General features: G+C 53.5%; 30 protein-coding genes. 12 read left to right on the top strand and 18 right to left on the bottom strand.

What is annotated here, in order from left to right; genetic code table 11:
* Nucleotides 1–2: 2 nt before the first annotated feature.
* The gene (locus J6J28_RS00425; RefSeq protein ID WP_301719282.1) at nt 3–1,094 is read right to left on the bottom strand and encodes a polysaccharide deacetylase family protein; all 1,092 of its coding nucleotides are present in this window, start codon (nt 1,092–1,094) and stop codon (nt 3–5) included.
* On the opposite strand from J6J28_RS00425, the gene J6J28_RS00420 reads away from it, so the two are divergent.
* The gene (locus J6J28_RS00420) at nt 1,060–2,436 is read left to right on the top strand and encodes an MATE family efflux transporter (RefSeq protein ID WP_301719281.1); all 1,377 of its coding nucleotides are present in this window, start codon (nt 1,060–1,062) and stop codon (nt 2,434–2,436) included. The two genes, J6J28_RS00425 and J6J28_RS00420, sit on opposite strands and share 35 nt — an antisense overlap.
* A 30-nt stretch (nt 2,437–2,466) precedes the next feature.
* Here J6J28_RS00420 and nfuA read toward each other — a convergent pair whose 3' ends face one another.
* Nucleotides 2,467–3,045: a Fe-S biogenesis protein NfuA gene (gene nfuA, locus J6J28_RS00415; RefSeq protein ID WP_301719280.1), complete on the bottom strand. Its 579-nt coding sequence runs from the start codon at nt 3,043–3,045 to the stop codon at nt 2,467–2,469.
* 144 nt (nt 3,046–3,189) lie between these two features.
* Between nfuA and J6J28_RS00410 the strand changes: the two genes are divergently transcribed.
* Nucleotides 3,190–5,808: a M14 family zinc carboxypeptidase gene (locus J6J28_RS00410; RefSeq protein ID WP_301719279.1), complete on the top strand. Its 2,619-nt coding sequence runs from the start codon at nt 3,190–3,192 to the stop codon at nt 5,806–5,808.
* Here J6J28_RS00410 and J6J28_RS00405 read toward each other — a convergent pair.
* Nucleotides 5,805–6,503, bottom strand: coding sequence for a ComF family protein (locus tag J6J28_RS00405; RefSeq protein ID WP_301719278.1), 699 nt, complete (start codon nt 6,501–6,503; stop codon nt 5,805–5,807). The genes J6J28_RS00410 and J6J28_RS00405 overlap by 4 nt on opposite strands.
* A 32-nt stretch (nt 6,504–6,535) precedes the next feature.
* Between J6J28_RS00405 and bioH the strand changes: the two genes are divergently transcribed.
* Nucleotides 6,536–7,318: a pimeloyl-ACP methyl ester esterase BioH gene (gene bioH, locus J6J28_RS00400; RefSeq protein WP_301719277.1), complete on the top strand. Its 783-nt coding sequence runs from the start codon at nt 6,536–6,538 to the stop codon at nt 7,316–7,318.
* Here bioH and mutM read toward each other — a convergent pair.
* Entirely contained in the window at nt 7,315–8,130 is an 816-nt protein-coding gene (gene mutM / locus J6J28_RS00395) for a bifunctional DNA-formamidopyrimidine glycosylase/DNA-(apurinic or apyrimidinic site) lyase (RefSeq protein ID WP_301719276.1), read from the bottom strand. The genes bioH and mutM overlap by 4 nt on opposite strands.
* A gap of 110 nt (nt 8,131–8,240) precedes the next feature.
* Here mutM and J6J28_RS00390 point away from each other — a divergent pair, with 110 nt between their 5' ends.
* Nucleotides 8,241–8,897 carry a 2OG-Fe(II) oxygenase gene (locus J6J28_RS00390; RefSeq protein WP_301719275.1) on the top strand — a complete coding sequence of 219 codons (657 nt, stop codon included), beginning with the start codon at nt 8,241–8,243 and terminating at the stop codon, nt 8,895–8,897.
* 52 nt (nt 8,898–8,949) lie between these two features.
* Here the strand turns inward: J6J28_RS00390 and rpmG are convergent, their stop codons facing one another.
* From rpmG to radC, 3 genes are all read right to left on the bottom strand, one after another.
* Nucleotides 8,950–9,105, bottom strand: a complete 156-nt coding sequence (gene rpmG / locus J6J28_RS00385; RefSeq protein WP_126763407.1) for a 50S ribosomal protein L33 — start codon at nt 9,103–9,105, stop codon at nt 8,950–8,952.
* Between the two features lie 11 nt (nt 9,106–9,116).
* On the bottom strand, nt 9,117–9,353 hold the full coding sequence (rpmB, locus tag J6J28_RS00380) for a 50S ribosomal protein L28 (protein ID WP_126763405.1): 237 nt from the start codon (nt 9,351–9,353) through the stop codon (nt 9,117–9,119).
* Between the two features lie 159 nt (nt 9,354–9,512).
* Entirely contained in the window at nt 9,513–10,190 is a 678-nt protein-coding gene (radC, locus tag J6J28_RS00375) for a RadC family protein (RefSeq protein WP_301719273.1), read from the bottom strand.
* 179 nt (nt 10,191–10,369) lie between these two features.
* Between radC and coaBC the strand changes: the two genes are divergently transcribed.
* A complete protein-coding gene (gene coaBC / locus J6J28_RS00370; protein WP_301719272.1) occupies nt 10,370–11,605 on the top strand; it encodes a bifunctional phosphopantothenoylcysteine decarboxylase/phosphopantothenate--cysteine ligase CoaBC in 1,236 nt (411 codons plus the stop codon).
* 42 nt (nt 11,606–11,647) lie between these two features.
* Nucleotides 11,648–12,235 (top strand): nucleoid occlusion factor SlmA, encoded by a 588-nt coding sequence (gene slmA, locus J6J28_RS00365; RefSeq protein WP_301719271.1) that lies wholly within the window; start codon nt 11,648–11,650, stop codon nt 12,233–12,235.
* Here the strand turns inward: slmA and gpsA are convergent.
* From gpsA to J6J28_RS00350, 3 genes are read right to left on the bottom strand one after another with little or no spacing between them, the layout of a single operon-like run.
* Entirely contained in the window at nt 12,227–13,228 is a 1,002-nt protein-coding gene (gpsA, locus tag J6J28_RS00360) for an NAD(P)H-dependent glycerol-3-phosphate dehydrogenase (protein WP_301719270.1), read from the bottom strand. The two genes, slmA and gpsA, sit on opposite strands and share 9 nt — an antisense overlap.
* Nucleotides 13,229–13,251: 23 nt before the next feature.
* Nucleotides 13,252–13,755 (bottom strand): protein-export chaperone SecB, encoded by a 504-nt coding sequence (gene secB, locus J6J28_RS00355; protein WP_301719269.1) that lies wholly within the window; start codon nt 13,753–13,755, stop codon nt 13,252–13,254.
* 35 nt (nt 13,756–13,790) lie between these two features.
* Nucleotides 13,791–14,219, bottom strand: a complete 429-nt coding sequence (locus tag J6J28_RS00350; protein WP_301719268.1) for a rhodanese-like domain-containing protein — start codon at nt 14,217–14,219, stop codon at nt 13,791–13,793.
* A 173-nt stretch (nt 14,220–14,392) separates the two neighbouring features.
* Between J6J28_RS00350 and gpmI the strand changes: the two genes are divergently transcribed.
* From gpmI to J6J28_RS00335, 3 genes are read left to right on the top strand one after another with little or no spacing between them, the layout of a single operon-like run.
* Nucleotides 14,393–15,928, top strand: a complete 1,536-nt coding sequence (gene gpmI / locus J6J28_RS00345) for a 2,3-bisphosphoglycerate-independent phosphoglycerate mutase (RefSeq protein WP_301719267.1) — start codon at nt 14,393–14,395, stop codon at nt 15,926–15,928.
* A gap of 10 nt (nt 15,929–15,938) precedes the next feature.
* The gene (locus J6J28_RS00340) at nt 15,939–17,090 is read left to right on the top strand and encodes a murein hydrolase activator EnvC family protein (protein ID WP_301719266.1); all 1,152 of its coding nucleotides are present in this window, start codon (nt 15,939–15,941) and stop codon (nt 17,088–17,090) included.
* Nucleotides 17,090–17,854 (top strand): divergent polysaccharide deacetylase family protein, encoded by a 765-nt coding sequence (locus tag J6J28_RS00335; RefSeq protein WP_301719265.1) that lies wholly within the window; start codon nt 17,090–17,092, stop codon nt 17,852–17,854. The genes J6J28_RS00340 and J6J28_RS00335 overlap by 1 nt, the downstream gene beginning before the upstream one ends.
* A gap of 4 nt (nt 17,855–17,858) precedes the next feature.
* Here J6J28_RS00335 and J6J28_RS00330 read toward each other — a convergent pair whose 3' ends face one another.
* The 5 genes from J6J28_RS00330 to ftsY form a co-directional block, all read right to left on the bottom strand.
* Entirely contained in the window at nt 17,859–18,065 is a 207-nt protein-coding gene (locus tag J6J28_RS00330; protein WP_301720777.1) for a YkgJ family cysteine cluster protein, read from the bottom strand.
* Between the two features lie 48 nt (nt 18,066–18,113).
* Nucleotides 18,114–18,980 (bottom strand): RNA polymerase sigma factor RpoH, encoded by an 867-nt coding sequence (gene rpoH / locus J6J28_RS00325; protein WP_301719263.1) that lies wholly within the window; start codon nt 18,978–18,980, stop codon nt 18,114–18,116.
* Nucleotides 18,981–19,140: 160 nt separating this feature from the next.
* Nucleotides 19,141–20,121, bottom strand: a complete 981-nt coding sequence (gene ftsX, locus J6J28_RS00320; protein ID WP_301719262.1) for a permease-like cell division protein FtsX — start codon at nt 20,119–20,121, stop codon at nt 19,141–19,143.
* The gene (gene ftsE / locus J6J28_RS00315; protein WP_301719261.1) at nt 20,118–20,795 is read right to left on the bottom strand and encodes a cell division ATP-binding protein FtsE; all 678 of its coding nucleotides are present in this window, start codon (nt 20,793–20,795) and stop codon (nt 20,118–20,120) included. The genes ftsX and ftsE overlap by 4 nt, the downstream gene beginning before the upstream one ends.
* Nucleotides 20,792–22,066, bottom strand: a complete 1,275-nt coding sequence (gene ftsY / locus J6J28_RS00310) for a signal recognition particle-docking protein FtsY (RefSeq protein WP_301719260.1) — start codon at nt 22,064–22,066, stop codon at nt 20,792–20,794. Before ftsY ends, ftsE begins: the two co-directional genes overlap by 4 nt.
* Nucleotides 22,067–22,198: 132 nt before the next feature.
* Between ftsY and rsmD the strand changes: the two genes are divergently transcribed.
* A complete protein-coding gene (rsmD, locus tag J6J28_RS00305; RefSeq protein ID WP_301719259.1) occupies nt 22,199–22,819 on the top strand; it encodes a 16S rRNA (guanine(966)-N(2))-methyltransferase RsmD in 621 nt (206 codons plus the stop codon).
* Nucleotides 22,816–23,097 (top strand): DUF1145 domain-containing protein, encoded by a 282-nt coding sequence (locus J6J28_RS00300; RefSeq protein WP_301719258.1) that lies wholly within the window; start codon nt 22,816–22,818, stop codon nt 23,095–23,097. The genes rsmD and J6J28_RS00300 overlap by 4 nt, the downstream gene beginning before the upstream one ends.
* Here J6J28_RS00300 and J6J28_RS00295 read toward each other — a convergent pair.
* Nucleotides 23,094–23,708 (bottom strand): YjaG family protein, encoded by a 615-nt coding sequence (locus J6J28_RS00295; protein WP_301719257.1) that lies wholly within the window; start codon nt 23,706–23,708, stop codon nt 23,094–23,096. The two genes, J6J28_RS00300 and J6J28_RS00295, sit on opposite strands and share 4 nt — an antisense overlap.
* Before the next feature lie 105 nt (nt 23,709–23,813).
* On the opposite strand from J6J28_RS00295, the gene J6J28_RS00290 reads away from it, so the two are divergent.
* Nucleotides 23,814–24,734 carry a threonine/serine dehydratase gene (locus J6J28_RS00290; protein WP_301719256.1) on the top strand — a complete coding sequence of 307 codons (921 nt, stop codon included), beginning with the start codon at nt 23,814–23,816 and terminating at the stop codon, nt 24,732–24,734.
* A gap of 13 nt (nt 24,735–24,747) precedes the next feature.
* Here J6J28_RS00290 and J6J28_RS00285 read toward each other — a convergent pair whose 3' ends face one another.
* Both J6J28_RS00285 and J6J28_RS00280 read right to left on the bottom strand, forming a co-directional pair.
* The gene (locus tag J6J28_RS00285; RefSeq protein ID WP_301719255.1) at nt 24,748–25,182 is read right to left on the bottom strand and encodes a VOC family protein; all 435 of its coding nucleotides are present in this window, start codon (nt 25,180–25,182) and stop codon (nt 24,748–24,750) included.
* Between the two features lie 321 nt (nt 25,183–25,503).
* Complete coding sequence (locus J6J28_RS00280) at nt 25,504–26,667, bottom strand: cystathionine gamma-synthase (protein ID WP_301719254.1); 1,164 nt, start codon at nt 26,665–26,667, stop codon at nt 25,504–25,506.
* Between the last annotated feature and the right edge of the window lies 1 nt (nt 26,668).

The raw sequence follows: 26,668 nt of genomic DNA, 5'->3' as shown, positions 1-26,668 counted from the left end.
GCTTAGTCTGGCCAGCGCCCCTCTGCATCGGGGCGCACCAGCGGCACCGAATGCCAGTAAAAACGTCCCTGCTGTGAGCGACTGGGTACCGTGCAATTCACCCGTGAGCGTCCCAAAGGCGGATTTTTGAGATGCAGCGTTAACTGCCAGCCATCACCAAGCTGGTGCTCAAGCTTGCGCCACTGTGGTTTGAGTTGCTCACCCTGATAAAAGCAGTTCAGCAGGGAAGTATCAAAGTCATTGCTGCTAGCCACGTCGACCTTGACCTCCAACTTTTTACTACCGTCCTCCAGCACCATGTTACGTGGCGCTGTCGTCACTGCTGGCAATGGCAAACTGAGTAATTTCGTGCGTAATGTTTTCAGGTCAGCGTATTGAGCTGATGCAGGAAACCGTGGGATTTGAGTTGTTGGCGTCGCAGGTCCCCAAGGGCCCGAATGCTGACCAAAGGCAATATATCCTTCCTCGGCCAACATCGCTTCCAGCTGCGGGTTAAATTCCCCGTAAGGATAGGCAAACTGACGTGGCTGTTCGCCGGGCAGCGCCTTCTGTAACATCTGCTGCGCTTCAACAACATCCCGGCGCTGCCGCGCCAGCCATTGCTGTTCACTTTCTCCTTGCTGACGCCAGGTCATGTGGCCGTGACTGTTGGAGTGATTGGCAATGGTCGCACCGTAACTCTGGAGTTCGGTTAACTGCTCCCAACTCATATACAGGTGCGGAGTCTCCTCCATGAGCTTCGGATTGATAAAAATCGTGAACGGAAATTCAAATTCTTTAAAGATATGTATCCCGTTGTCGTAAACATTACGCCAGCCGTCATCGAAGGTAATCGCCACCGCTTTGTTTGGCATAGGGTCCGGGCTTTCCAGCAACCGCTGCGCTTCCGTCAGCGACACCACGGTAAAATCATTGTCCTCAAGAAACTGGAAATGTTCCTCCAGTTCTGCGGCTGTCACTGAGGTCACCCGCGGTGTATCATCACCGATATGATGATATTGCAAAATCACCACACCATGCTCGGCCGCATGGCTAGCGCCAGCGCTGAAAGGGAACAGGATGAGCCAAATCACGCCTAATAACACACCACGCATTGTCGATCTCCAAAAGTTTTGGGGGTCGTGGCCAGCTCACCGGAAAATTTTTGCCATCGCCTTGCCGATGATCATTTCCAATATTGCTGCGCCACTTTTAGGTCTTGTCGATACTGCCATAATAGGCCATCTACCTGATGCGATCTACCTGAGTGGAGTGGCATTAGGCGCCATGGTAGTTAGTTTTATTTTCCTGCTGGCTATTTTCCTGCGAATGACAACGACGGGAGAAATCGCCCGCGCTTTCGGCCGCGAGGTTCTCGCTGAGCAGCGTCAGATCGGACTCCATGCACTGGCCTTCGCCGTGATACTGGGCGTCGGTCTGCTGCTGCTGACGCCCTTGATTCTCGAGCTGGCGTGGTGGTTGATTGCGCCAAGCCCGGAACTTCAAGAGTATGCCACTCGTTACATTGAGATTCGCATGTGGGCGGCGCCCGCGGCGCTCATTAATCTGGTGGTTCTTGGCGTGCTGTTAGGGCGTCAGCAAAGCCGAAGGGCCATGATCCTGGTGATTTTTACCAACGCCGTGAATGTGATTGCCGATATCATTTTGATTATTGGTCTGGATATGAACGTCGCTGGTGCCGCGTGGGCGTCAGTTACTGCTGAGGTGAGCACCGCATTGCTCGGCCTGTACCTGATACGGAACGTGCTGCAGTTAGGCCAAAGCTGGCACTTACAACGTCAGTATTTCAGTCGTTTTTTTGGCATGAACCGTGATGTCTTTCTACGCTCTTTGCTGCTGCAGCTGTGTATGGCCACAATGACCGGTTATGCCGCTCGATTTGGCGATATTTACGTGGCGGTGAATGCGGTATTGATGCAGTTCTTGATGCTGATTTCGCTGGGACTTGATGGTATCGCTTACGCCGTTGAAGCCTTAGCGGGTGCCGCGGTTGGCCGTCAGCGCCGGGATGAGGTCAAGTATTGGCTACGTCTCACGCTACTCTGGTCGATGCTCTTTGCCATCGCTTATAGCTTTTTGTTCTGGCTTGCTGGCGATTCTGTCGTACGCTTGCTGACGGATCTACCGGAGGTCATCGCGACGGCGCAACACTACCTGCCATGGATTTATGTGCTGCCGCTGCTCGGCCATTGGAGTTACTATTTTGATGGTGTTTTTATTGGGCTTGGCTACACCCGCGCCATGCGCGATACCATGGCGGTCAGCGCGCTACTGGTGTTTGTCCCGCTGTGGCAGTTGGCGGCAGTCTGGTTCAGTAATGAAAATGCCAACCACGGACTGTGGTTGGCATTAAGTGCTTTTTTGCTGGCCCGTGGCGCAAGTCAGTGGTTGTACTTACGCTACTGGGCGAAACCTGTGCCGCAGTTCACTACCTAGCAGGGGAGCAGCTGATGGCAGCCCTTTCTGTTAGTAGTAGGAATGCTCGCCGGGTTGATGCTCGGTCACATCCTTGACGCCCTTGAGCTCTTCAGGGAAGCGCTGCAGTAGCTCTTTTTCGATGCCTTCTTTGAGCGTGACATCGACCATGCTACAGCCATTGCAACCGCCGCCAAACTGCAGCACCGCAAAACCGTCATCGGTAATTTGATTGATAGCCACACGGCCACCATGGCTGGCTAGCTGTGGGTTGATTTCCGCCTGAATCACGTACTCAACACGTTCAATCAAGGGCGCATCATCATCGACCTTACGCGCTTTCGCGTTAGGTGCTTTTAATGTCAGTTGCGAGCCGAGTTCCTGCTCTTCAAAGTCGATCACGGCATCTTGCAAAAATGGCGCACTACCCGAGTCAACGACGGCATCAAAACCTGAAAATGGCAAGGTCTCGTCATCCGGCTCTACGGAGTCTGGCGGACAATAGGAAACGCCGCACTCGGCTGATGCGGTACCCGGGTTCACCACAAACACACGGATATTGGTGTTATCCGGCTGTTCGGCAAGCAATTTGCGAAAATGCGCCTGGGCGCTTTCTGTAATACGAATCATGGGCTTACCACCTCACTGCTATACTTGAGTATTTTAGTAGGGTATATCTTATCGCAAAAATCGGTCATTGCATAGTAAGGAGCTTGGGGTTCTCCCGGTATTTTGCTAGCTTAAGCTGATGTTTCATTGGCTTAGGAAGTTGTTATGCGTTATCTAAAACTAGTCGCTCTGGCGCTGCTGTTGGTAAGCACCAGTGCTTTCAGCGCGACGCTAAAAGATTATCTCCCGCAAGATGTCACCTATGACCCAAGTATTCCTACACCAGAATCCGTGTTGGGCTATCAGGTCGGTGAGTGGCACGTACGTCACGATCAGCTCGTCCGTTACATGGAAGTGCTTGCTGAAAACAGTGACCGATTCCAACTTGAATACACCGGTCGTACTCACGAAGACCGCCCTTTGTTACTGATTACCGTAACAACTCCTGAGAACCATCAAAATATTGATGCCTTGCGAGACGCCCACATGGCAGTTGCCGACCCGGCGCGCAAAGGCGACCCTGAGACTGCTCCTTTGGTGCTCTACATGGGCTATAGCATCCACGGTGACGAGCCTAGTGGAAGTAACGCAGCGCTGTTATATGCGTACTATCTCGCCGCAGCCCAAGGTGAAAAAATCGAAGCTGTGTTGCGCGATTCGATTATTTTACTCGACCCAAGCCTGAACCCTGACGGCTTAGCACGTTTTGCCCAGTGGGCCAATCAGCACCGCAGCCAGAACCTGGTTGCTGATCCGCAGCATCGCGAGCATGTCCAGGGGACTCCACGTGGCCGCGTCAACCACTACTGGTTCGACTTGAATCGTGACTGGTTGTTGCTGCAACACCCTGAGTCACGGGCACGTGTGGTGAACTTCCAGAAATGGAAGCCTAACGTCCTGACTGATTTCCACGAAATGGGTACCGACAGCACTTTCTTCTTCCAGCCGGGCATCCCAACCCGCCGTAATCCGAACACCCCGGAAGAGAACGTAACACTTACTGCCAAGTTAGCCGAAGGCCATGCTGCCGCGCTCGATGAGCAAGGTCGTTTGTACTTTACAGAAGAAGCATTTGACGACTTTTATGTCGGTAAAGGTTCAACCTACCCTGACGTACAAGGCGCAATTGGTATATTGTTCGAGCAAGCCTCAAGCCGCGGTCACGCACAAGATTCAATTAATGGTGTAGTTGAATTCCCCTTCACCATCCAGAATCAGTTCACCACTTCGTTGACCACCATGTACGGTGCTCACGCAAATAAGACTGCATTTCTTGATTACCAGCAGCGTTTCTTCGACAGCGCGCTGGAATTAGCTGACGACGCCGATTTCCGTGGCTACCTGTTTGGCGATGAGACCGACCCGGCCCGGGTAGAGGGATTACTTAAGCTGTTAGCGCAACATGAAGTGCAGGTGTATCCGGTCACGCGCGACATTGAAGACAATGGTGTGACCTTTAAAGCGGGCACTAGCTACTATGTACCATTACAGCAGCCACAGTACCGCTTGATTCGTGCCATGTTCAGCACGCGCCAGGACTTCCGCGACAATACCTTCTACGATGTTTCTGGCTGGACCTTGCCACTGGCATTTAACCTCAAATTCACCCGTACCGATGAGCGGGTTCGTCACAGCGATACCGCATGGCAGGCAGCTCCGGAAGCGCCGGCTGCGACCGCACTAAGTGCCGATGCCTATGCGTATGGTTTCGACTGGCATAATTACTTCGCACCACGTGCGTTGCAGGAATTGCTGGAAGCCGGCGTACACGTTCGTCAGGCCGACCTCGACTTTACTGCCAAGGTAACCGATGGCACACACGCATTTGATGCCGGTGCTGTGGTGATCACCCAGGCTTATCAGGACAAGCCATGGGCCGAAGTTCAGCAACTGGTGCAGACCATTACTGCACGCAATGGCCTCAACGTGCACAGCATCACCACCGGGCTGACGCCGTCGGGCATGGATCTGGGCAGTCGCAATCTGCGTCCGGTTGAACCTGTTAAGGTCATGATGCTGGTCGGCGACGGTGCCAACATGTACGAAAACGGTGAAGCATGGTATTACCTTGATCGCCACGTTGGCATCCCGTTATCGATGATTGATACCGACCGTTTTAACCGCATTGACCTGCAACGTTACACCCATATCCTGATGGTCGACGGTAGCTACCGCAACCTCAACGACGCTAGTGTTTCGCGTCTGCAGGACTGGGTGCGCAAAGGCGGTGTGGTTGTCGGTCAGCAAGGCGGTGCCAAGTGGCTTTCTGAAAACGAAATCCTGGCCGCCAAGTTTGTTGAAGATGAAGCTTTCGATGAAAAATTTGATAGCTCTGCGCTCAGCTACAGCGACCGTGACAGCTATTATGGCAAGCGTCGCGTTGCCGGTGCGATCTTCGGCGTTGAACTTGATTTGAGTCATCCGCTAACCTTCGGCTTCCCACGTCAACAGCTACCTGTTTTCAAAGACAGCCTGAACGCTATGACGGTTCCGAAGTCACCGTTCATCACTGTTGGCCGTTACCTGGATGAGCCACTACTTAGCGGTTATGCCGCCAAAGAAAACCGTGAAGTTATCGCTGATAAAGCAGCTCTGGTCGCGCACCGTCTTGGTGGTGGCCGCGTGATTGCCTTTGCCGACGACGTCAACTTCCGTGCGTTCTTCTGGGGCAGCGCGAAATTATTGAGCAATGCCATCTTTATGGCGCCTGCCATCGACGCTTATGCCAGCGAAGATAAAGACGCCGCAGCTGCGGCAGCAGAAGCTGAGGAAGCAGCGCACTAAAGAACTCCCGCCCGATGCGGTTCGGTGTAGCACAATGCCCACACATCGACCGCTTTTGCTCCCCGCCGTTGCAGTGCTGCAGCGGCGGCGGTTACTGAAGCCCCCGTAGTGACCACATCATCGACTAATGCCACCGTTAGACCCTGTAGCGAACGGGTACAGTGCATGGCCTTCGCCATGGCCTGCCAACGTTGCTGACGGTTTAACCGATGCTGTTGCCCTTCATCATGCAGCCGTCGCAGTAATCCCGCGGCAAACGGCAGTTGTACCAAAGCCCCAACCTCACGGGCTAACAATGCCGCCTGGTTAAAGCCTCTTTTGCGCCAGCGTTTACCTATCATCGGCATCGCCACTATCAGATCTGGCCAGCTTTCCGGCTGTCCCCGGTAGCAGGCGTAGACGTGCGCCGCCAGCAACGGTGCCAGACTGTTGACCAGCTCCGGGCAACGTTGGAACTTGTACCTTTTCACCAGCTGCTGACTTTCAGCTTGCCAGGCTAACGCCGCAAACCAGTGCCGCCCATAGCCCGTCGCATCAGGCGGTCCACGCCAACGCAACGAGTTTGGTGGCAAGCGCGGCAGGTCGTGATAACAGGCTCGGCAAAAGCCATAGGATTCATCACGATGCAACGACTGCAGACACAGCCAGCAGCAGCCGCCGGGTAACTTGGCAAGCAACGATTGCAGGGGTACCATAAGCTCCTCCGTGAGCGGTAACAGGAATAACTATGGTAGCCAAGGTTTGGTCAGACGTCAGTGGCACAGGAGAGGATATCGTTGTCCTCCATGGCTGGGGTTTAAATGGTGCAATCTGGACACCGGTGCAGGACGAGCTCGCCCGCCTCGGCCGCTTAACCCGGCTCGATCTGCCAGGGTATGGCGAGTCACCATGGCCCCCTGAGCGTCCGCTCAACTTCACCCAACTCTGTGAGCTGACCCTCGACGCGCTACCTGCGCGCTGCCACCTGATCGGCTGGTCGTTAGGCGGGCTGGTGGCTACGCAGCTGGCACTGCAGGCACCAGCACGGGTTGCCAGTTTGACTACGGTCGCCTCCTCGCCCTACTTTCCGGCAGAGCCGCCGGCCTGGCCCGGCATTGAGCCGAGCATCCTGAGCCAGTTCGGCAAACAACTGAGCAAAGACTTCCGCCGCACTGTGGAGCGGTTTCTAGCCCTGCAGTCGTTGGGCAGCCCCCATGCAAAACAAGATGTGAAAGCGATTAAAGAATGGTTGTTTAGCAAGCCCATGGCGAGCGTTGAGGTGCTGGATGCCGGTCTGGATATGCTCGCCGAGGTTGACCTGCGTGAGCAACTGCAGCAACTTACCTTGCCGTTCCTACGTATCTATGGCCGCCTCGATGCGCTGGTTCCCAGCACTGTTGCGGAGCAGGTGGACCGATTGGCTCCGCACAGCGAGCGCTTCATTGCGCCGCAATGCAGTCATGCGCCGTTCATCAGTGCCCCCGAAACCTTCTGTGAAGTATGGCGTGAGTTCTTCCTGCGCGTGCGCTAGCGCTGGCAACGTTTACAATACACGGTGCTACGCTGACCCAGGCGAATTTCCGTGAGCTCCTGTTTGCAGACCATACACTGCTTGCCGCCGCGGCCATAAACATTCAGATGCTGCTTAAAGTAACCAGGCTGGCCATCGGCCTGGGTAAAATCCTGCAAGGTGGTACCGCCTTGTGCAATGGCTTCGGTCAGGGTTTGCTTGATAATAGGCACCAGGCGCTGCAAGCGCGCCAGACTGACCTTACCCGCCGCACGTTTAGGGTGAATACCCGCTTTAAACAGCGCTTCATTGGCATAAATGTTGCCAACCCCTACCACCACATGATTATCCATAATAAAGGTCTTGATGGCTTGCTGGCGGCCCTTGGCCCGCTGATGCAAGTAGCCTGCGGTAAACGCCTCAGTCAGCGGTTCGGGTCCCAGATCTTTAAGCAGGGGGTGGTCCAGACCAGGATGCTGCTCACTCAGCAATACACAGCCGAACCGACGTGGATCGTTGAACCTTAAACATTGACCGCTGCTGAGCTGAATATCGACATGATCATGTTTCACCACCAGGCTATCCTTTGGCACCACGCGCAATTTGCCTGACATGCCCAGATGAATGATAAGGTAGCCTTTATCAGTGTGCAGAATGAGGTATTTGGCGCGCCGCTCGACCCGCGCAATTTTCGCTCCGGCAAGCGCCGTCACGCCCTCGGGGATCGGCCACCGTAAACGTCGATCGCGCACCACTACCGAAGTGATGGTTTGTCCTTCAAGATGCGGGGCGATGCCCATTCTGCTGACTTCAACTTCTGGTAATTCTGGCATCTGCTTTCTCTTGTGCTGAGGGCCTATGTTTAGTGCTTGTCTTTACAGCTTGTCTTTAACTACGCTGTAAACTATATTTCGCGCCGACGATAAAGGAGAGCCTCCACCTGATGACCACTGCCCCACCAGTACTAACGGTTGCTGATTTTGCCACCGAGTCGATCGCTGTCGACCAGCTGGCACAGGCTGGCTATGTCATTGTACCTAACTTTCTTGCCCGCGAACATTGCCAGCAACTTTACGACTATGCCCTTAATTTGCCAGCGCAAGGATGGCAGCAGGCAGGCATTGGCCGGGCTGACAATTACACCACCAACAGCGCGGTTCGACAGGATAAAATCCGCTGGTTACGGGCTGACTACCATTACGAAAACGCCTACCTGAGGATGATGGATCAGTTACGCCTGGAGCTCAATCGTGAACTCTTTATGGGGCTGTTCGATTATGAATGTCACCTCGCTCACTACCCACCTGGCGCCTTTTACCGTAAACATCTAGATGCTTTCAAGGGCCGCAGCAATCGCATTCTGACCACGGTGTTCTATCTGAATCCTGATTGGCAGGAACAGGATGGCGGTCAACTGGTGATTTATGGGGAACGGGGAGAGGTGCTTGAAACCGTGCTGCCGGAAGCTGGCAAGCTGGTCGTGTTTTTAAGTGATGTGTTCGTGCACGAGGTGCTACCCGGCGCCCGTGATCGATTCAGCATTACCGGCTGGTATCGTTTAAATACGAGTATTGGCGGCGTCGTCGATCCGACCCGTTAAAACAAAAAACCCGACACGAGGTCGGGTTTTTCAGAACATGCTGGAACGAAGCTTACTTAATTTTAGCTTCTTTGAACATCACGTGTTTACGAACCACGGGATCGAACTTTTTGATTTCCATCTTTTCTGGCATGTTACGCTTGTTCTTGTCGGTAGTGTAGAAATAACCAGTACCGGCAGAAGATACTAAACGAATCTTATCGCGCATAGTTTAATTCCTTACACTTTTTCGCCACGTGCGCGCAGATCCGCGAGCACAGAGTCGATACCGTTTTTATCAATAATACGCATACCTTTAGTGGTAATACGCAGCTTCACCCAACGCTTTTCTGATTCAACCCAGAAGCGGTGTGATTGTAGGTTTGGCAGGAAACGACGCTTGGTCGCGTTGCGCGCGTGTGAACGGTTGTTTCCGCTAACCGGACGCTTTCCTGTAACTTGACATACTCGTGACATCGTTTTTTACTCCAAAAATTGCTTCAAGCTCGCCTGTCGCCCATCGCGGCCTTGCCTTGAATCCGAGGGCGCATTTTATACAGTAATCCGACTCGGTAATCAAGTGATCGACGCGTTTTTTTGATCTTTTCTGATCGTCTTGATGGTGGCGCTACTCTACTACAATAGCCCGCGCTCGGCAAACGAAACTGGCTCCCCGCTCCCAATCACAAAGTGATCCAGCAATGCCACATCGATCATTGTCAGCGCATTTTTAAGACGATCCGTGACCCGCTGATCCGCCTGACTGGGTTCGGCCACGCCCGAGGGGTGATTGTGCGCTAAAATCACCGCCGCGGCATTATGTTGCATCACCAGTTTAATGATTTCACGCGGGTATACCGGCGCTGCGTTAATGGTCCCATGAAACAACTCCACGTATTTTAGTAAGCGGTGCTGGCTGTCTAATAGCAACACCACGAACACCTCCCTTTGCTGATGGCGTAACTGAGCGGTTAAATAGTCACGGACCATGGCAGGTTGGGTAAAACCTTCATCACGCCGCAACTGCCAGGCCAAATAACGTCGCGAAATTTCCATGACCACTTGCAACTGCATCACCCGCGCCGGCCCCAGCCCCGGCTGTTGCAGCAGCTCTTTGGTCGAGGCGGCCAGCATGCCGCCAATGCCCTCAAACGCGTGCAGCAGTTCGCGCGCATAAGTGACCACATCCTTGCCCCGTACCCCGGTGCCCAGTAATATTGCCAGTAATTCGGCATCACTTAAGGCGCTCACGCCCAGCTCCGCCATCTTCTCTCGCGGGCGCTCCTGGGCTGGCCAATTTTTAACTGTACTCATTGTTCCTCCATGAACCTCTTCGCTGTCTCAATTCCAATGTCAGATTACCAGTGAAACACGTCTGGATTCGGGGGTGATGGTGAAAAGTTGGTCGCTTCGCTCATCAACTGCATGTTAAAAGTTCCGTAAAGACAGTATCTCGTGCTAGGCTAACGGACCTGGATTGGTGAGGACTTACTATGACGGAAACCCCTATCAAATCGTTATCTGGACGCCATGTTCTGGTTGCTGTCAGTGGCGGTATTGCAGCCTATAAAAGCCCCGACCTGGTGCGTCGCTTACGTGATGTGGGCGCCATCGTACGGGTGGTTATGACCAAAGGCGCACATGCTTTTATTACCCCGCTGACACTACAAGCCGTATCTGGCCATAGCGTCCACGATGACCTGCTGGATCCGGCGGCGGAGGCGGCCATGGGCCACATCGAACTCGCCAAATGGGCCGATGTGATCCTGATTGCACCGGCCAGTGCCAACACTCTTGCCCGCCTCGCCCATGGCTTTGCCGACGATCTGTTAAGCACCCTGTGTTTAGCAACCACGGCACCTGTCATGCTGGCGCCGGCGATGAATCAACAAATGTGGTCGGCCAGCTCGGTGCAGCGTAATATGCGCGAACTTGAGGATCTTGGCTTTCATATCATCGAACCCGCCAGTGGCTCGCAAGCCTGTGGTGACTTCGGTGCTGGGCGCATGCCTGAACCCATTGCATTGCGCGATGCCGTGGTTGAGCTGTTAGCTCCGGGCAAGGGTGCTTTTGCCGGAAAACATATCGTAATTACCGCTGGTCCGACGCGCGAAGCCATCGATCCGGTTCGCTACCTGAGTAATCATAGTTCCGGCAAGATGGGCTATGCACTGGCGACACAAGCCCTGCGCGCAGGCGCGCAGGTGACCTTAGTGACCGGCCCGACGCAATTAACACCCCCAAAAGGGGCAAAATTGGTCGCGGTAGAGAGCGCCGAAGAGATGTTGGCTGCCGTTGAAGAAGCCGTGTCTGCGGATGATATTTTCATCGCCTGTGCGGCCGTTGCCGACTACCGCCTGGCCCGCGTGGCGGAGCAAAAAATCAAGAAACAGGACGGCGCAACCCAGCTTGAACTGGTGCGGACTCCGGATATTCTTTCGACCATCGCGCATCGTGCAAAGCCTCCCGTATGTGTAGGTTTTGCCGCAGAAACTCAGGATGTTGCGCGCTACGCTGCCGATAAGCTCAAACGCAAAAAGCTCACTCTCATTGCGGCTAACGACGTCAGCGATAAAAGTATCGGCTTTAACAGTGATGATAACGCCATGACCCTGTTCTGGCATGACGCAGACGGTGAGTTGCAGCGACGCGATCTCGGCCGCGCGCCAAAAGCGCAAATTGCCGACGCAATTTTGACCCAACTACACGAATTACAGACTTCACGCTGATGTAACTGCGTGCCCCATAAGAATAAAGAGAGAACGTTAACGATGACGACGAGTAAGAAACCGAATCGTAAAGAGCAAATTTTAGGGACGCTGGCCGCCATGCTGGAAACCAGCCCGGGTCAACGGATCACGACCAAGAACCTGGCTGCTGAACTGGGCGTCTCTGAGGCAGCCCTATACCGCCATTTTCCGTCCAAAGCACGGATGTTTGAGGGGCTCATTGAGTTCACCGAAGAAGCTGTATTAAGTCGCATCAATCAAGTCATGGAAGTCGAGAAAGACACCCTCATTCGTTGCGAAATGATGTTGCGAGTGGTCCTTACCTTTGTCGAACGCAATCCGGGTATTACCCGTATTTTGACCGGTGATGCCCTGATGGGTGAGCATGATCGTCTGCGCTCGCGGGTGCAGAATCTGTTCGCTAAAATTGAGTCGAACCTGAAGCAGGCGCTGCGGGAACGTCGCCTGCGGGAAAACGTACAAAGCCGTCTTGATGAAGCCGTACTGGCTAACCTGTTGATGGCTTATGCGGATGGCAAAATTGCGCAGTTTGTACGCTCAGAGTTTAAACAGACCCCGACCACCGAGTTTGATGCGCAATGGCAAACCATTGCCCACCAATTACTCTGAAGTCCGCGCCCGGCTCAGCAGGTTGATTGCCGCCTGCTGAGGCGTGGTATCGCCGTAGAGAACATCATAAATCTGTTCACAAATCGGCATTTCTACGCCGTGCCGTCGGGCCAGCATCACCACTTCCTTAGTGTTACGATAGCCTTCGATGGCCTGACCAATATCGCTCATCGCCTGTTCAACAGACTTGCCCTGTCCCAGGGCGAGACCGAAGCGTCGATTTCGCGACTGATTATCGGTACAGGTTAAAATCAGGTCGCCCAAGCCCGCCATGCCAGTAAAGGTTTCCGGTTTAGCGCCGAGTTCCAGTCCCAGTCGGGTCAGTTCGGCCAGACCGCGAGTGATCAGTGCGGTGCGCGCATTGGCGCCGAAGCCAATACCATCGGCCATACCGGCACCTATAGCGATCACGTTTTTCACCACGCCACCAAGCTGAACACCAATAAAGTCATCGTTAGTGTAGACCCGGAAGCTGCGATTACAGTGCAATAACTCCGAGAGCTCGTGGACAAAGTCAGGGTCCGTTGACGACATGGAAATTGCCGTCGGCAGACCTTTTGCCATTTCCATCGCAAAAGTAGGTCCGGATAACACTGCCAGTGCATGTTCGTTGCCCAGAATTTCTTCAGCAACCTCAAACAGCAGACGGCCGGTGTCGGGCTCCAGGCCCTTGGTCGCCCACGCCACGCGGGCGTCACTGCGGATCAATGGCTTGATATCATGCAGCACCTGGGCAAAACCACTACTGGGCACGACCACCACGATATTACGGGCATCGGCAACGGCTTCAGCAAGATCGCTGGTGACCGTCAATGCATCAGGAAGAGGAATACCTGGCAAGTAGCGTTTGTTTTCCCGCTGCTCGGCCATAGAAGAGGTTTGCTCTGCGTCGCGGCCCCAAAGACAAATTGGATTTCCCTTGCGCGCAAAACAAAGTGCCAGGGCGGTTCCATAAGAACCGGCTCCTAGCACTGTCACTTGAGTATCACGCATGAGTTAGCGTTATACCTGATTGCTTACGCGTCAGCTTGCTGTTCAGCTTGCTGCTGTTGCTGTTGCATATGCTGTGCGAACACTGCGTCGAAGTTTACTGGCGCAAGGTTCAATTGTGGGAATGTTGCACGGCTTACTAAGCTCGACAGGCATTCACGTGCATATGGGAACAAGATGTTCGGGCAGAATGCACCCAGCAATTGCGCGCGCTGTGCTTCTTCAATCGAGTCAGCAATAGTAAAAATACCGGCCTGATGAACTTCAGCTAAAAACGCAACGTCTTCACCAACCTTGTTGGTCGCGGTGATTTTCAGCACGACTTCATAGGTGTTGTCTTCCAGCTTGGTGTTTTTCACGTTCAGATCAAGGTTTAACTCAGGCTTCCATTCTTTACGGAAGATCTCTGGTGAATTCGGCGCTTCGAAAGAAACATCTTTGGTGTAGATACGCTGAATTGCGAATGCTTGTTCTTGTTGTGCTTGCGCTTCGCCTTGAGCGGCGCCGTTTACTTGCTGTTCATCAGCCATGGTTATACTTCCTATTAACGATTTGGTTTTACGAGTTATTTGTTAACGAGCGGAAAACTTGCGCCTTTCCAGGCTGAAATTCCACCTTGTAATAAGGCAACGTTTTCATAGCCCGCTTTAGTCAATTCTTGCGACACTGATTTTGCGGTCATGCCAGTTGCACATACCACAACGATGGGGGCAGATTTGTATTTCTCAAGTGCCGCAGTGTCATTTTTTCGGATCCGCTCAGCAGGTAAATTGACTGAGCCATGGATATGCCCTTTGCGAAATTCATCAACCGAGCGGGTATCGACAAATACGCCATCGTTGCGGTTGACCTCCAGCGTCGCCTGCTGCGGGGTAAGCGCTTTAACATTGGACGTTGCGGCCTGCACATAAGAAACGATGAGGGCGATTAGCAACACTACCCATAAGATACTCATCAAATAGTGGTCGGCTGCGAAGGCTAGGATTTGCTCCATGATTGCTCACTACTCCTACTGAAAAAATCAAGCATCAGAGTATACCTGCTGAAACGCCAGTTACCAGTAAAATTTGGGGGCATTTCGACCGACAGCGGGTGCGTTGCGACGTAAAATCGCATAAACTAAAGATCAATCAAGAACTACCCACAACAACCAAGTGAGGATGTGCAATGGCGAAGCCACATACCCCCCTAGCGCTGTTGATTTTAGACGGCTGGGGTCACCGCGAAGCAACCGATGACAATGCCATAGCGGCGGCAAATACGCCCAACATGGACAAGTTATGGGCAGAATGCCCGCATACACTCGTTGACGGTTCTGGCATGTCGGTGGGTCTTCCCGACGGTCAGATGGGCAATTCCGAAGTTGGCCATGTCAATCTGGGCGCCGGCCGCGTTGTTTACCAGGACTTTACCCGGGTCAGCAAGGCCATCCATGATGGCGAGTTCTTTGCTAATCCCGCGCTCACTGAGGCCGTCGATAAAGCGGTAGCGAATGAACGCGCAGTGCATATTATGGGGTTGTTATCTCCGGGTGGCGTACATAGTCACGAACGGCACCTGCTGGCAATGGTCGAGATGGCCGCTCAGCGCGGCGCGAAGCAGGTTTATGTGCACGGCTTTCTGGACGGTCGCGATACTCCACCGCGCTCGGCTAAACCAAGCCTTGAACGCTTTGAACAGCTGTTCAGCAAGCTCGGTGTTGGCCGTTTTGCCAGCCTGTGCGGCCGCTATTATGCGATGGATCGGGATAAACGCTGGGACCGTATCGAACAAGCCTGGCAACTCTTGGTCGATGGTAGCGCTCCCTTCGCTGCGCCCAGCGCGAGCGAGGCCCTGGCGCAAGCCTACGAGCGCGGTGAAAATGACGAGTTTGTGAAGCCTACCCGCGTGGCTGACGCCGCGCCCATGCAGGACGGCGATAGTGTTATCTTCATGAACTTCCGGGCCGACCGCGCCCGCCAGCTTAGCCATGCTTTTGTAAGCGAAGATTTTAACGGCTTCGAGATCACCCGCCGGCCAAACCTGGCAAGCTTTGTCTCGCTGACCGAATATGCGAAAGATATCAACAGCACAGTAGCTTTTCCTCCAGAAAGCCTGGATAACGTGCTTGGCGAATGGCTAAGCAAAGAAGGTTATACCCAGTTACGCATCTCAGAAACTGAGAAATATGCGCATGTGACTTTCTTTTTTAGCGGCGGCAGAGAGCAGGAATTCGAAGGCGAAACCCGTGTACTGGTGCCTTCCCCGCAAGTAGCAACCTATGATCTGCAACCAGAAATGAGCAGTGTCGAACTGACCGATAAGCTGGTTGCGGCGATTAAGAGTGGCGCGCACGATGTCATTGTCTGCAATTACCCAAATGGTGATATGGTCGGCCACACCGGCGACTTTGCCGCGGCAGTCAAAGCGATTGAAGCCGTGGATGCCGCGGTGGGTCGAGTGGTAGCCGCGTTACGCGAAGTGGGCGGCGAATGCGTAATCACCGCCGATCATGGCAACGCCGAGCAGATGGAAGATCATTCGACCGGGCAGTCGCACACCGCCCATACCAGTGAGCTGGTACCCTTCATTTACGTTGGCCGCGCGGGCTCTGCCCGGGATGGCGGGATCCTTTCCGATGTGGCGCCGACGCTGCTACATCTACTTGGACTGCCGCAGCCCGAGGAAATGACCGGCAAATCCATTATTACGCTTGACTCATGAAGCGACCGCAATGAGGCGTAATCTGGCGTTTCTGTTCCTGGCATCCCTGCTGTTGGCGAGTTCTGCGTCGACAGCAGCGGGCTGGCAGCAAGCACGCCCGGAGGATGCCGCTGAGACTCAGGCGCGGATTGATGCCATCAGCCGGGAGCTGGAGCGGCGGCAATCGGCAATGGAGCAGCGCTCAAAACAAATGAGCTTAACCGAGCGTGAGCTGCAGCAGCTGGAAATGCAAATCAGCACGGTCGCCAATGAACTGGCGCAAACAACGGCCAGACTGGCACAAACCAATCAGCGTATTGGCGCGCTGGAACAGCAACAGTCCACCCTCGAGTCAGAACAACGGCAACAGGCCAAATGGCTGGCAAAGCAGCTCAATATGGCCTATCGCATTGGTGAACACGACTTTTTGAAACTGGTTCTGAATCAGGAGAATCCCGCCGATTTTGAACGATTGCACGGCTACTACGGTTACTTTAACCGGGCCCGCTTAGAAAAGCTCGATGAACTCAAGGCAACTCAGGCACAGCTAGCCCAGGTGATGGCTGATCTCGCAGCCGCACGCAACGACATTGCCGCGCAACAGCAAGAGCAAAAACGCCAACAGGGCGTGCTGCGTGAACAGCAAAAAGAGCAACAACAACTCATCGGCCGTTTGCAGCAACAGCAACAACAGGATCAGTCGCGGGTCGCCCAGCTGCAGCAGGATCAGGAAGAGCTTGAGCAAGTGCTGGCCGCAATTATCGCCGCGCTACGCGACGAGCCTCAGTTGGATGGCCTGGCTAAGCTAAAGGGCGACCTGAACTGGCCAGCGCAAGGTAAAGTACAGAATCTTTTTGGCCGCACCCGTAGTGGTGGGGTCAAGTGGAAAGGTACCTTAATTGACGCAGCGGCTGGCAGTCCGGTGCGCGCTATTGCCGATGGCCGGGTCATTTTTGCCAACTGGATGCGTGGCTACGGTCTGCTGCTGGTACTTGATCATGGTGACGGTTATATGAGCCTTTACGGTCATAATCAGACGATTTTGCCCAATGTTGGTGAAGTGGTGCGGCGCGGCGAGGAAATTGGTCTGGTGGGACAAAGCGGCGGGCGTGAATCCCCTGCGCTTTATCTTGAGATTCGAGTCAAAGGCGAGGCGGTGAACCCCGCGCAGTGGTGCCGCTGATGGCACTTATGACTTCGCTCAGGTCGGCTATTGTCCTACTCTCAGCCATGGTATTAGCCCCTGCTCAGGCCCTTCCCCTGCAAGGCGAGCCGCCAGTGCAGCCGCGAATTGCCATCGTCATCGATGACCTAGGTCATCATCAGAACCATTTCGACTTTGTCGAGCTCTCCTTTCCTGTCACTCTGGCGATCATGCCATTTACCCCCAAAGCTGAAGCGCTGGCAACGAGCGCAACCCGTCAAGGGCATGAAGTGATCATTCATATGCCCATGCAGGCAGAGCACCGCGATGAGCAGCGCCAGGGAGAACTTGATCGCTTCGATACGCCCGCGCAGTTTATTGCGACCTTAAACGCCGCATTTTCCCGCCTGCCCCAGGCTAAAGGTCTTAACAATCATCAGGGCAGTCGATTGACTGCGGAAGTTGCGCCGATGCAGCTGTTAATGAAGGAACTGACCGCGCGCCAGCTTTACTTTCTTGATAGCCGGACGACCACTGCGACACAAGCAGAGGAGCTTGCCCGGACAGCAGGTATCCCCGCATTAAGGCGCCACGTTTTCCTGGATAATGAGCCGCATCTGGAGGCTATCAAGAAGGAGTGGTCGCGGCTGCTTGATATCGCCGCAGAACAGGGCTTCGCTGTGGCTATCGGGCATCCCTACCCAGCGACTCTGGAGTTTCTGCAACAGCATTTACCGCAGCTTGCCGAACAGGGACAGGTCGAGCTGGTGTACTTGTCTGAGCTCCTGCCAACACCCCGGTAATGTCTCAGGACGTCTCCGCTTCCAGTCGGGTCAGTAAGATCAAGGCTTCATCGCGGTGACTTCCGCAGATCGAAGGTTCGGCGTCAAAATCCGCGCAGACTTGCGGCCGATCAGGATGACCGAAAATGCCACAGAGATGATTTTCAGTGAGGTGAATACAACGAATGCCAGCTGGTTTCCCGGCTGGCATCCCTGGTATTGCTGAACTTATTGACGGTGCGATACAACAGGCACCACAGCCGGCGCGGCATTGCACGCCTTAGGCCATCGCCATACGCAGCTTTTTAATCGCGTTTGCTTCAAGCTGACGGACCCGCTCCGCAGAAACTTCGTATTTGTCGGCAAGCTCTTGCAAAGTGGTTTTATTGTTATCGTCCAGCCAACGGGCACGAACGATGTCCTGACTGCGCTCATCAAGGGTGTTAATTGCAGAGAAAAGGCGTTTTTGCGTGTGTGCCTGCCACTCTTCCTGCTCAACTTCTTCAGCGAGATCAGAACGTTTGTCTTCTAAATACTGTGCTGGTGAATAGTTGCCGCCTTCACGTGCATCATCATCGTCCGAGCTTAATTCGAACGCCTGGTCATGAGCACTCATGCGCGCTTCCATTTCCATCACTTCTTTGGTGCTGACGCCCAAAGTTTCAGCGACTGTGCTTACTTCTTCATGGGTGAACCACCCCAGACGCTTTTTCATTTTACGCAAGTTGAAGAACAATTTGCGTTGCGCTTTCGTGGTTGCAACCTTAACTACGCGCCAGTTTTTCAGCACGTACTCGTGAATTTCTGCTTTAATCCAGTGAACTGCGAATGATACCAGGCGCACACCCACCGATGGGTCGAAGCGACGCACGGCTTTCATCAGACCGATATTACCTTCCTGGATCAGATCTGCCTGCGGCAAGCCGTAACCGGAATAGCTACGTGCCACATGCACCACAAAGCGCAAGTGCGACATGATCAGCTTACGTGCAGCTTCTAAATCATTTTCTTCGGTTAATCGAACCGCCAGCTGATTCTCTTCCTCAGCAGTGAGCATTGGAATGCGATTGACCGACTGAATATAGGCCTCAAGGCTTCCGCCGCTTTGCGGGACCGCTAGTGCCATATTTGTCATTTCAGTACTCATTCAACAACATCCTCTTTTGCAGGTAACTGCACCTGTGAATTGATTCTGCAGTCACACAATCAGACCTTATACAGCCTGAGAAGTTCCCTCATTCTAGCAAATCTGACGCTGCTGACAATGGGATCCTAATGATCTTCATAAAACTTACATGGGGGATAAATTAGCGCGGTTCAATAGCACTCACGTGTTTTCTTACCGCAATATACGAACCCACTAACCCCAGTCCGATAGCAATCCCCCAGACCACCGCCATTTCCGTCAGATTCAGACCAGTTAAACGAAATTCGCTATCATAAAGATCAGCGATATCGCGCACTGCACCACTGAGCCACCACAACAAGGCTCCGGTCGCCAGCCAGGTAATGATGCCGCCCACCAGACCATACCAGACGCCGGTGTACAAGAACGGTCGCTGGATATAGGCATCCGTCGCCCCCACCAGCTTCATCACCATGATTTCGTCACGTTTGCTACTGATATTCAGGCGAATGGTATTGCCAACAATCAGGATAACAGCGACACAAAGCAACAGCGCCAGGGCCAGAAAACCGTCTCTGACCAGATTCACAATGGCCTGGAACCGCTGTAACCAGCCAAGATCAAGGCGCGCCTGCTCGACTTCGCGCTGCTCACTGAATTTGCGAACCAATGCTTCGGCGGCAGCTGGGGTGCGAAAGCCCTCGCGCGGAATCACGATCAGAACATTCGGCAACGGGTTGCTGCTCAGGGTATCTAAGGCCTCGCCGAAGCCAGAACGCTGGCGAAATTCGGCCAGTCCCTGCTCTTTGTCAATCAGGCGCACGGCTTCGACCTCTTCAGCCAGTTCGGTACGCTTACTAAAAGTCTGCACTTCCTGCTGGGTGAGTTGCTGCCGTAAAAACAGGGTGATTTCCGAGGCCTGTTGCCAGTTCGCGCCCACATCATCAGTATTTTTTACGATCACATACAAAGTCGCTGGTAACGTCAGGCTGAGTCCAAGCACCGCCATCGTCATCAATGATGCGAAAGGATAGCGCGCCAGCTCACCAAGACTGCCGATACATTGCTGAATGTGATGGACCCAGAACATGAGAAAGCGTCGCATGCCCGATATTTTGACCTGCTGAGCGCCTTGCTGACGGGAGCGAAACAGCACACTCATAACGCTTCCTCCGTCAGGCCGTCGTTAATCATGCGACCTTCTTTGAGGTTTAAGGTGCGGTAACGTAAACGGGCAATCAAACCCAGATCGTGCGTCGCGATAAGCACTGAAACGCCGACCCGATTGAAATCTTCAAACAGCTTGATGATCTCGCCAGAGAGCTTCGGGTCAAGATTACCAGTGGGTTCATCTGCCAACAGCAACGGTGGCTTATTCACCACCGCCCGGGCAATACCTACCCGCTGTTGTTCGCCGCCCGAGAGCATTTGCGGATAATGCCGGACCTTATCGCCTAGCCCGACTTTCTCAAGTGCGGCTTGCACACGCTTGCGCGCCTCGGCGAGACTGTACCCCTCAATCATCAGGGGTAATGCAACATTATCGAATACCGTGCGATCCATCAGCAGCCGGTGGTCCTGAAAGATCATGCCGATATCACGTCGTGCATAGGCAATTTGCTTACGCTCAATGCGCTTCAGGTCGTGACCGTTGATCATCACCCGTCCCGCGGTGGGCCGCTCCATCATACTAATGAGCTTCAGCACGGTACTTTTGCCTGCACCGGAGTGCCCGGTCAAAAAGGCCATTTCCCCTGGCTCAATGTGAAAACTGACATTTTTCAGAGCCTGAAAACCACCAGGATAGACTTTGCTGACTTGCTCAAATTTGATCATTGCTGCTGCGGTTCCTCAATGGCACGCTGAAACAGTGCCTGGACAAAGGGCTTAGCGGCAAAAGGTCGTAAATCATCAATGCCTTCGCCGACACCAATATAGCGGATCGGCAGCTTGAACTGATCCGCTATAGCGAAGATCACCCCGCCTTTCGCGGTACCATCGAGCTTGGTTAAGGTAATACCTGTCACGCCCACGGCTTCGGTAAATAGTTTCGCCTGACTAATGGCATTTTGCCCAGTTCCGGCATCAAGGGTCAACATCACTTCATGGGGCGCATTTTCGTCGAGTTTCTTCATTACCCGCACGACTTTTTTCAGTTCGTCCATCAGGTGCGCTTTGTTCTGCAGGCGTCCGGCAGTATCAGCGATAAGCACGTCAACATTACGTGCTTTTGCGGCCGCTACCGCATCGTAAATGACCGACGCGCTGTCGGCACCGGTATGTTGCGCAATCACTGGAATGTCATTGCGTTCCCCCCACACCTGCAACTGTTCAACCGCCGCGGCACGAAAAGTATCGCCTGCGGCCAGCATCACGGACTTGCCTTCACGGCGCAATTGTTGTGCGAGTTTACCGATAGTGGTGGTCTTACCGACGCCGTTCACGCCAACCATTAAGATCACATAAGGGCCTTGCTGCTTAGCTGGAATCGTCAATGGTTGCTCGACTTCCTGTAAGATTTCGACCATGTCGTCTTGCAATAACTGATAGAGAGTTTCGGCATCCTTGAGCTGCCGGCGATCGGCTTGCTCGGTCAGACGCTCCACGATGCGCATGGTGGTGGGTACACCAATATCGGCCGTCAGCAGCTGGGTTTCCAGGTCTTCAAACAGCTCATCATCAATTTTTTTGTCTTTGAAGATGCCCCACAGCCCATCGCCAATAGCGGTCGACGTCTTTTTCAGCCCCGTGGTCAGGCGTTGCCACAGGCTCGGTTTAGATTGCTCTTGGGCAGGCTCTGGCTCTGGTTCTGGTTCTGGCTCTGGTTCTGGTTCTGGTTCTGGTTCTGGCTCTGGTTCTGGCTCTGGCTCTGGTTCTGGTTCTGGTTCTGGTTTAAGCTGCGCAGCACGGCTTTCGGCGGTCACCTGGGCGCAAATTTCCGTTGCATCCGGCGCGACCAGTTCCGCTACCGATGTCTCAGGTTCGGGTGCCTCTGCCTCTGCATCAGCATCCGCCTCATCTTGTTGTTCGACCTCCGGTTCCTCAGACTGCTCGTGCTTGTCGTCTTTCTTTTTCAGGAACCGCGAAAAAAATGATCCTTTAGCCATGCCTTGTTTACCTTTGGAAGTTCGCTGCGACTCAGTTTACAATGGCGGCAGTTTAACACGTACACTGGCGGTCGGCATCTTGCCAACGCCAACTCACTGCGCCAAATCAGTCAATCCGAGGGCTACTTTAGCATGGGTCGCACTTCAAACAAGCAGAAAAGCGGCAGCCGCGGAGCAGCTGGTCAGCTGCGCATCATCGGCGGCCGGTTACGCGGCCGCAAACTTGCTGTTGCTGATCTGCCAGGGCTACGCCCCACCACCGATCGGGTGCGCGAAACCCTGTTTAACTGGCTGCAATTCGAACTGCCCCAACGCCGTTGTCTGGATCTGTTTGCCGGAACCGGTGCGCTGGGTTTAGAAGCTCTGTCGCGAGGCGCAAGTGAAGTGACCCTGATCGAACGTAATGCGACGGCTGCAGCTCTGTTAACAGAGCACACCCGCGCTTTGAATGACCAGTGCCATGGCAGCGCAACTGTGGCCCAGGCCGATGCGTTGCAATGGCTGACGCAAGCCCAAATGCCGCCCTTTGACATCGTCTTTGTCGACCCACCCTTTCACAGCGATCTCGCAGCACCAGCCTGTGCTTTATTGCAGCAACAGCAGCTGATTCACTCAGGCAGTCTTATTTATCTGGAAACAGAGAAAGAGTGGCCGTTAAAAGTGCCGGCAAACTGGCGTCTGGAACGGGAAAAATTAGCCGGGCAGGTCTGTTATCGCTTATTCACAGTTGCTGCAGAAGAGGATCTTACATGAGTGCTTTAGTCTGGGTTGGCCGTAGTGTTTTCGCCATTATTTGGGGTGCTATGCTGGCCAATATCGTCTGGCCTTTTCCCGGTAAAGGCTTTCCGCTGTTTTTAATTTTGTTGTTTATTCTGGTCACCCTGCACCTGCTCCAGTTGCTGATGTTTGCCACTGTTTATCGGGAGCATATTCAGTGGCGTCGCGGTGACTACTGGCAAATCATTTTTTTCGGGGTGGTCGGCTGGCTGGCCATCGTCCAGGACCAGCCGCACCGGCAGCAGCGAGACTAACTCTCGCTGTCACGTTCCATGCCAATATTGGTAATGCCCTCGGTCACCACCATCTCCTGCAGTTGCCGTACCATCATCTGCGTCGGTGCGTCGGCTGAGCGCTGCATTGCTTCCAGGAAGTCGAGCAGAGCTTGCTGCACCTCCACTTCATAAACAGCCAGCTCATGCTCACGTACCAGCTCGCGGCGTGCTTCAGCTTCAAGTTCAGCGCCTTCTGTCAGCTCTAGAAACTTGGCCACACTCGCCTGCGAAACTTTCGCTACACTGACCAGATCGGCCGTTTTTGGATCCAGCAAACTTTCCAGCATGGTACTGATTGCGGTGCAGGCATCCATCGCCGGATAAACCCCCAGCATGTCATGGCCATATTCACTTGGGGTAACGTCATCGATCTTTTCCTGCCAACGGGCAAAGTTAACCTTCACTTTTTTGCCCTGCCAGCTCCAGTCCCAGCACGCATTCAAGGCGCCACGCAACGGCTTAGGGTCGCCAAATCCGGTCACCTGATGAAACAGTTCGTAGTTCGGGTACATACGTTCACACAGATAAAGCGCAGCCAATACCTGAAAATTGAAATTGAGTTCGCGAAAACGTTGGAAAGTATTCAGCATGTAACGTCCATTAATCCTTGTCCTGTGTTGGTCATGGCCACATCATAGCACTCGTGACGAATTCCATGTAATCTGTTCGCAAATACCTAAGTATCAGATAACTGCATGATGACTTTTGAAGCGATTGCCGCAGCCGCCGACCGGATCGCCGCCCGCGCACTGCGTACTCCGGTAAAACGGTCGGATGAACTTGATGCCGCGTTGGGCTGTCAAGTGTATTTGAAATGTGAAAACCTGCAAAAAAGTGGCGCGTTCAAATTTCGTGGGGCCTGTAATGCCTTATTGCAACTTGCTCCAGAGCAACGCTCCCAGGGGGTCATCACCGTATCCTCCGGCAATCATGGTGCCGCCCTTGCCTGCGCCGGCAAAATGCTCGGCGTCGAAGTAACCGTTGGCGTCGCCAGCAACGCATCGCCGTTAAAGCGCAGCAATATGGTGCGTTACGGCGCAAAGATCATACCTATTGAGCCGGGTATGGAGGCGCGCGAGGCCTTTTTAGCAGAACACCGGGCACAAGGTGCCATCATTATACCGCCCTACGATCATCCAGACATCATTGCCGGACAGGGTACCGCGGCGTTGGAGTTGCTCGAAGCTTACCCACGCTTATGGGGGCTGGTGGCGCCGCTTGGCGGCGGCGGTCTGTTAAGTGGCAGTTGCCTGGTTGCGACGCATTTCGACACCTTTTGTTATGGCGTGGAGCCAGAGCTTGCTGCCGATGGCAAGCAGTCGCTGGAGCGTGGTGAAATTCAACCGGCAATGCCACCGAAAAGTATTTGTGACGGTCTGTTAACCAGCCTGGGCAAACACACCTTTGCGATCTTACAGGAGCAAGTCACCGATGTTTTGCTGGTGTCGGATCAGGAAGTGGAAGCCGCTCAGCAGCTCGTTAAGGAATGTACAGGAATGTGGATAGAGCCTTCATCAGCGACAACTATTGCTGCACTTAAGCGCTATCCTGAAATCTTTGCAGAAAAACAGGTGGGCGTCATCATTAGCGGCGGCAACGTCCCGCCTCGCGAGTAACCCACTAGCTGTTTCAGGAAGCGAACAGCTGTGACAAGTCTTTGAACGCTTTAAATTCGAGTGCGTTGCCACTGTAATCGTAGAAAAACATGGTCGCCTGCTCACCGGGCTTGCCAGCGAAGCGCACATGAGGTTCGATGACAAATTGAATGCCCTTCGCGGCAACGCGATCGGCTAATTCACGCCAGGTTTCCATTGTCAGCACCACGCCAAAGTGCGGCACTGGAACGGCATGCCCATCGACCGGATTATGATGCGCAACACCCGTTTGTTCAGGTGCCAGATGGGTAACCAGCTGATGGCCGTAAAAATCCCAGTCCACCCATTCTTCGGCACTGCGGCCTTCACTACAGCCGAGTACGTCGCCATAAAACTCACGCGCACGGGCGATGTTATCGACAGGAATGGCGAGATGAAATGGTCGTACTGCAGAATCGACAGAGCTCATAATGAATCTTTACTCAAGCTAATGTTTAACAGTCATCATAGTTGCAGGTCGACGCCACATGCGGACGCCAACAGCAACCATCAATAGTGCCCAATTGATCGGTGGAATCATTCCACAAATTAGAACGGCAAGCATACTCCACAACGGCTGGCGATGGTGTTGACCGACCAGCACATAAAACAACAATGCCGCCACTAAACCTTGTAATAAGAACAGGCTAAGAGGCATAAGATAACCCTTGTTTTTGTGTTTCTAATAATTGTTGAGTAAGCCTACCGTAACTTCATTCAATTGTAAAAGAATGTAAATGGACCTGTATTATCAGTCAGTTAGCGCCTGATCCAGATCAGCAATCAAGTCATCTACGTCTTCAATACCCACCGAAATTCGCACGAAATTATCCAGAATACCGAGTTTCTCGCGGTTCTCTTTTGGAATCGATGCGTGGGTCATAATCGCCGGATGTTCAATCAGGCTTTCCACTCCACCCAGACTTTCCGCAAGGGCAAAAATCTCGACTTTCTCGAGGAAAGTGCGTGCTTTTTCGATGTCGCCTTTTAACAGGATTGAGATCATCCCGCCAAAGCCAGACATCTGCTTTTTCGCCAGCTCATGTTGCGGATGACTCGTCAGGCCCGGATGGATAACTTTCTCCACCGCTGGGTGTTGCTCAAGCCATTTAGCGATGGTCAACGCTGCTTCATTGTGCTGTTTCATCCGCAAGGCGAGGGTTTTCACACCGCGCAATGCCAGGTAGCTATCAAAAGGTCCGGCTACCGCGCCCACTGAGTTTTGTAAAAACGCCATTTGCTCAGCCAGCTCTTCATTATCACCCACCACCGCAATGCCACCGACCATGTCTGAGTGACCATTGAGGTATTTCGTAGCTGAGTGCATGACAATATCCGCACCCATATCGAGCGGCAGCTGGTTATAAGGTGTCGCAAAGGTATTATCGACCACCACAATGATGTTGTGCTGTTTCGCAATCGCTACGATGGCTTCAATATCCACCAGCTTTAACATCGGATTACTTGGTGTCTCGACCCAAATCATCCGGGTTTTTTCAGTGATAGCTGCTTTAACTTCGCCCATGTCACTGAGGTCAACATAGGAGAATTCCAAGCCCGCAGAACGTCCGCGCACCTTATCAAACAAGCGGAAAGTGCCGCCGTAAAGGTCATCCATCGCCACCACATGATCGCCACTATTAAGGATTTCCATAATGGTCGAAGTAGCAGCCATACCCGAGCCAAAAGCGAATCCGCGGCTACCATTTTCCAGGCTTGCTACGGCGCGCTCCCAGGCAAATCGTGTTGGATTGTGTGAACGCGAGTACTCAAACCCTTTGTGCACACCCGGGCTTTCCTGAATATAGGTTGAGCTGGTAAAAATCGGTGGCATCACCGCGCCAGTAGCTGGCTCAGGTGATTGTCCGCCGTGAATACTTTTGGTTGCAAATTTCATCTTCTTGGCGTCCGCCATG

Origin of the sequence: Pseudidiomarina terrestris, from assembly GCF_030466375.1 — a bacterium.
Lineage (GTDB): Bacteria > Pseudomonadota > Gammaproteobacteria > Enterobacterales > Alteromonadaceae > Pseudidiomarina > Pseudidiomarina terrestris.
The sequence above is the reverse complement of the archived record's forward strand: the minus strand, read 5'-3'. Positions and strand labels throughout refer to the sequence as shown.

Excerpts from the sequence above, each read along its gene's own strand:
- J6J28_RS00420 (WP_301719281.1), top strand. The coding sequence starts at position 1,060 with ATGAGCCAAATCACGCCTAATAACACACCACGCATTGTCGATCTCCAA.
- J6J28_RS00425 (WP_301719282.1), bottom strand. The coding sequence starts at position 1,094 with ATGCGTGGTGTGTTATTAGGCGTGATTTGGCTCATCCTGTTCCCTTTC.
- nfuA (WP_301719280.1), bottom strand. The coding sequence starts at position 3,045 with ATGATTCGTATTACAGAAAGCGCCCAGGCGCATTTTCGCAAATTGCTT.
- J6J28_RS00410 (WP_301719279.1), top strand. The coding sequence starts at position 3,190 with ATGCGTTATCTAAAACTAGTCGCTCTGGCGCTGCTGTTGGTAAGCACC.
- J6J28_RS00405 (WP_301719278.1), bottom strand. The coding sequence starts at position 6,503 with ATGGTACCCCTGCAATCGTTGCTTGCCAAGTTACCCGGCGGCTGCTGC.
- bioH (WP_301719277.1), top strand. The coding sequence starts at position 6,536 with ATGGTAGCCAAGGTTTGGTCAGACGTCAGTGGCACAGGAGAGGATATC.
- mutM (WP_301719276.1), bottom strand. The coding sequence starts at position 8,130 with ATGCCAGAATTACCAGAAGTTGAAGTCAGCAGAATGGGCATCGCCCCG.
- J6J28_RS00390 (WP_301719275.1), top strand. The coding sequence starts at position 8,241 with ATGACCACTGCCCCACCAGTACTAACGGTTGCTGATTTTGCCACCGAG.
- rpmG (WP_126763407.1), bottom strand. The coding sequence starts at position 9,105 with ATGCGCGATAAGATTCGTTTAGTATCTTCTGCCGGTACTGGTTATTTC.
- rpmB (WP_126763405.1), bottom strand. The coding sequence starts at position 9,353 with ATGTCACGAGTATGTCAAGTTACAGGAAAGCGTCCGGTTAGCGGAAAC.
- radC (WP_301719273.1), bottom strand. The coding sequence starts at position 10,190 with ATGAGTACAGTTAAAAATTGGCCAGCCCAGGAGCGCCCGCGAGAGAAG.
- coaBC (WP_301719272.1), top strand. The coding sequence starts at position 10,370 with ATGACGGAAACCCCTATCAAATCGTTATCTGGACGCCATGTTCTGGTT.
- slmA (WP_301719271.1), top strand. The coding sequence starts at position 11,648 with ATGACGACGAGTAAGAAACCGAATCGTAAAGAGCAAATTTTAGGGACG.
- gpsA (WP_301719270.1), bottom strand. The coding sequence starts at position 13,228 with ATGCGTGATACTCAAGTGACAGTGCTAGGAGCCGGTTCTTATGGAACC.
- secB (WP_301719269.1), bottom strand. The coding sequence starts at position 13,755 with ATGGCTGATGAACAGCAAGTAAACGGCGCCGCTCAAGGCGAAGCGCAA.
- J6J28_RS00350 (WP_301719268.1), bottom strand. The coding sequence starts at position 14,219 with ATGGAGCAAATCCTAGCCTTCGCAGCCGACCACTATTTGATGAGTATC.
- gpmI (WP_301719267.1), top strand. The coding sequence starts at position 14,393 with ATGGCGAAGCCACATACCCCCCTAGCGCTGTTGATTTTAGACGGCTGG.
- J6J28_RS00340 (WP_301719266.1), top strand. The coding sequence starts at position 15,939 with ATGAGGCGTAATCTGGCGTTTCTGTTCCTGGCATCCCTGCTGTTGGCG.
- J6J28_RS00335 (WP_301719265.1), top strand. The coding sequence starts at position 17,090 with ATGGCACTTATGACTTCGCTCAGGTCGGCTATTGTCCTACTCTCAGCC.
- rpoH (WP_301719263.1), bottom strand. The coding sequence starts at position 18,980 with ATGAGTACTGAAATGACAAATATGGCACTAGCGGTCCCGCAAAGCGGC.
- ftsX (WP_301719262.1), bottom strand. The coding sequence starts at position 20,121 with ATGAGTGTGCTGTTTCGCTCCCGTCAGCAAGGCGCTCAGCAGGTCAAA.
- ftsE (WP_301719261.1), bottom strand. The coding sequence starts at position 20,795 with ATGATCAAATTTGAGCAAGTCAGCAAAGTCTATCCTGGTGGTTTTCAG.
- ftsY (WP_301719260.1), bottom strand. The coding sequence starts at position 22,066 with ATGGCTAAAGGATCATTTTTTTCGCGGTTCCTGAAAAAGAAAGACGAC.
- rsmD (WP_301719259.1), top strand. The coding sequence starts at position 22,199 with ATGGGTCGCACTTCAAACAAGCAGAAAAGCGGCAGCCGCGGAGCAGCT.
- J6J28_RS00300 (WP_301719258.1), top strand. The coding sequence starts at position 22,816 with ATGAGTGCTTTAGTCTGGGTTGGCCGTAGTGTTTTCGCCATTATTTGG.
- J6J28_RS00295 (WP_301719257.1), bottom strand. The coding sequence starts at position 23,708 with ATGCTGAATACTTTCCAACGTTTTCGCGAACTCAATTTCAATTTTCAG.
- J6J28_RS00290 (WP_301719256.1), top strand. The coding sequence starts at position 23,814 with ATGATGACTTTTGAAGCGATTGCCGCAGCCGCCGACCGGATCGCCGCC.
- J6J28_RS00285 (WP_301719255.1), bottom strand. The coding sequence starts at position 25,182 with ATGAGCTCTGTCGATTCTGCAGTACGACCATTTCATCTCGCCATTCCT.
- J6J28_RS00280 (WP_301719254.1), bottom strand. The coding sequence starts at position 26,667 with ATGGCGGACGCCAAGAAGATGAAATTTGCAACCAAAAGTATTCACGGC.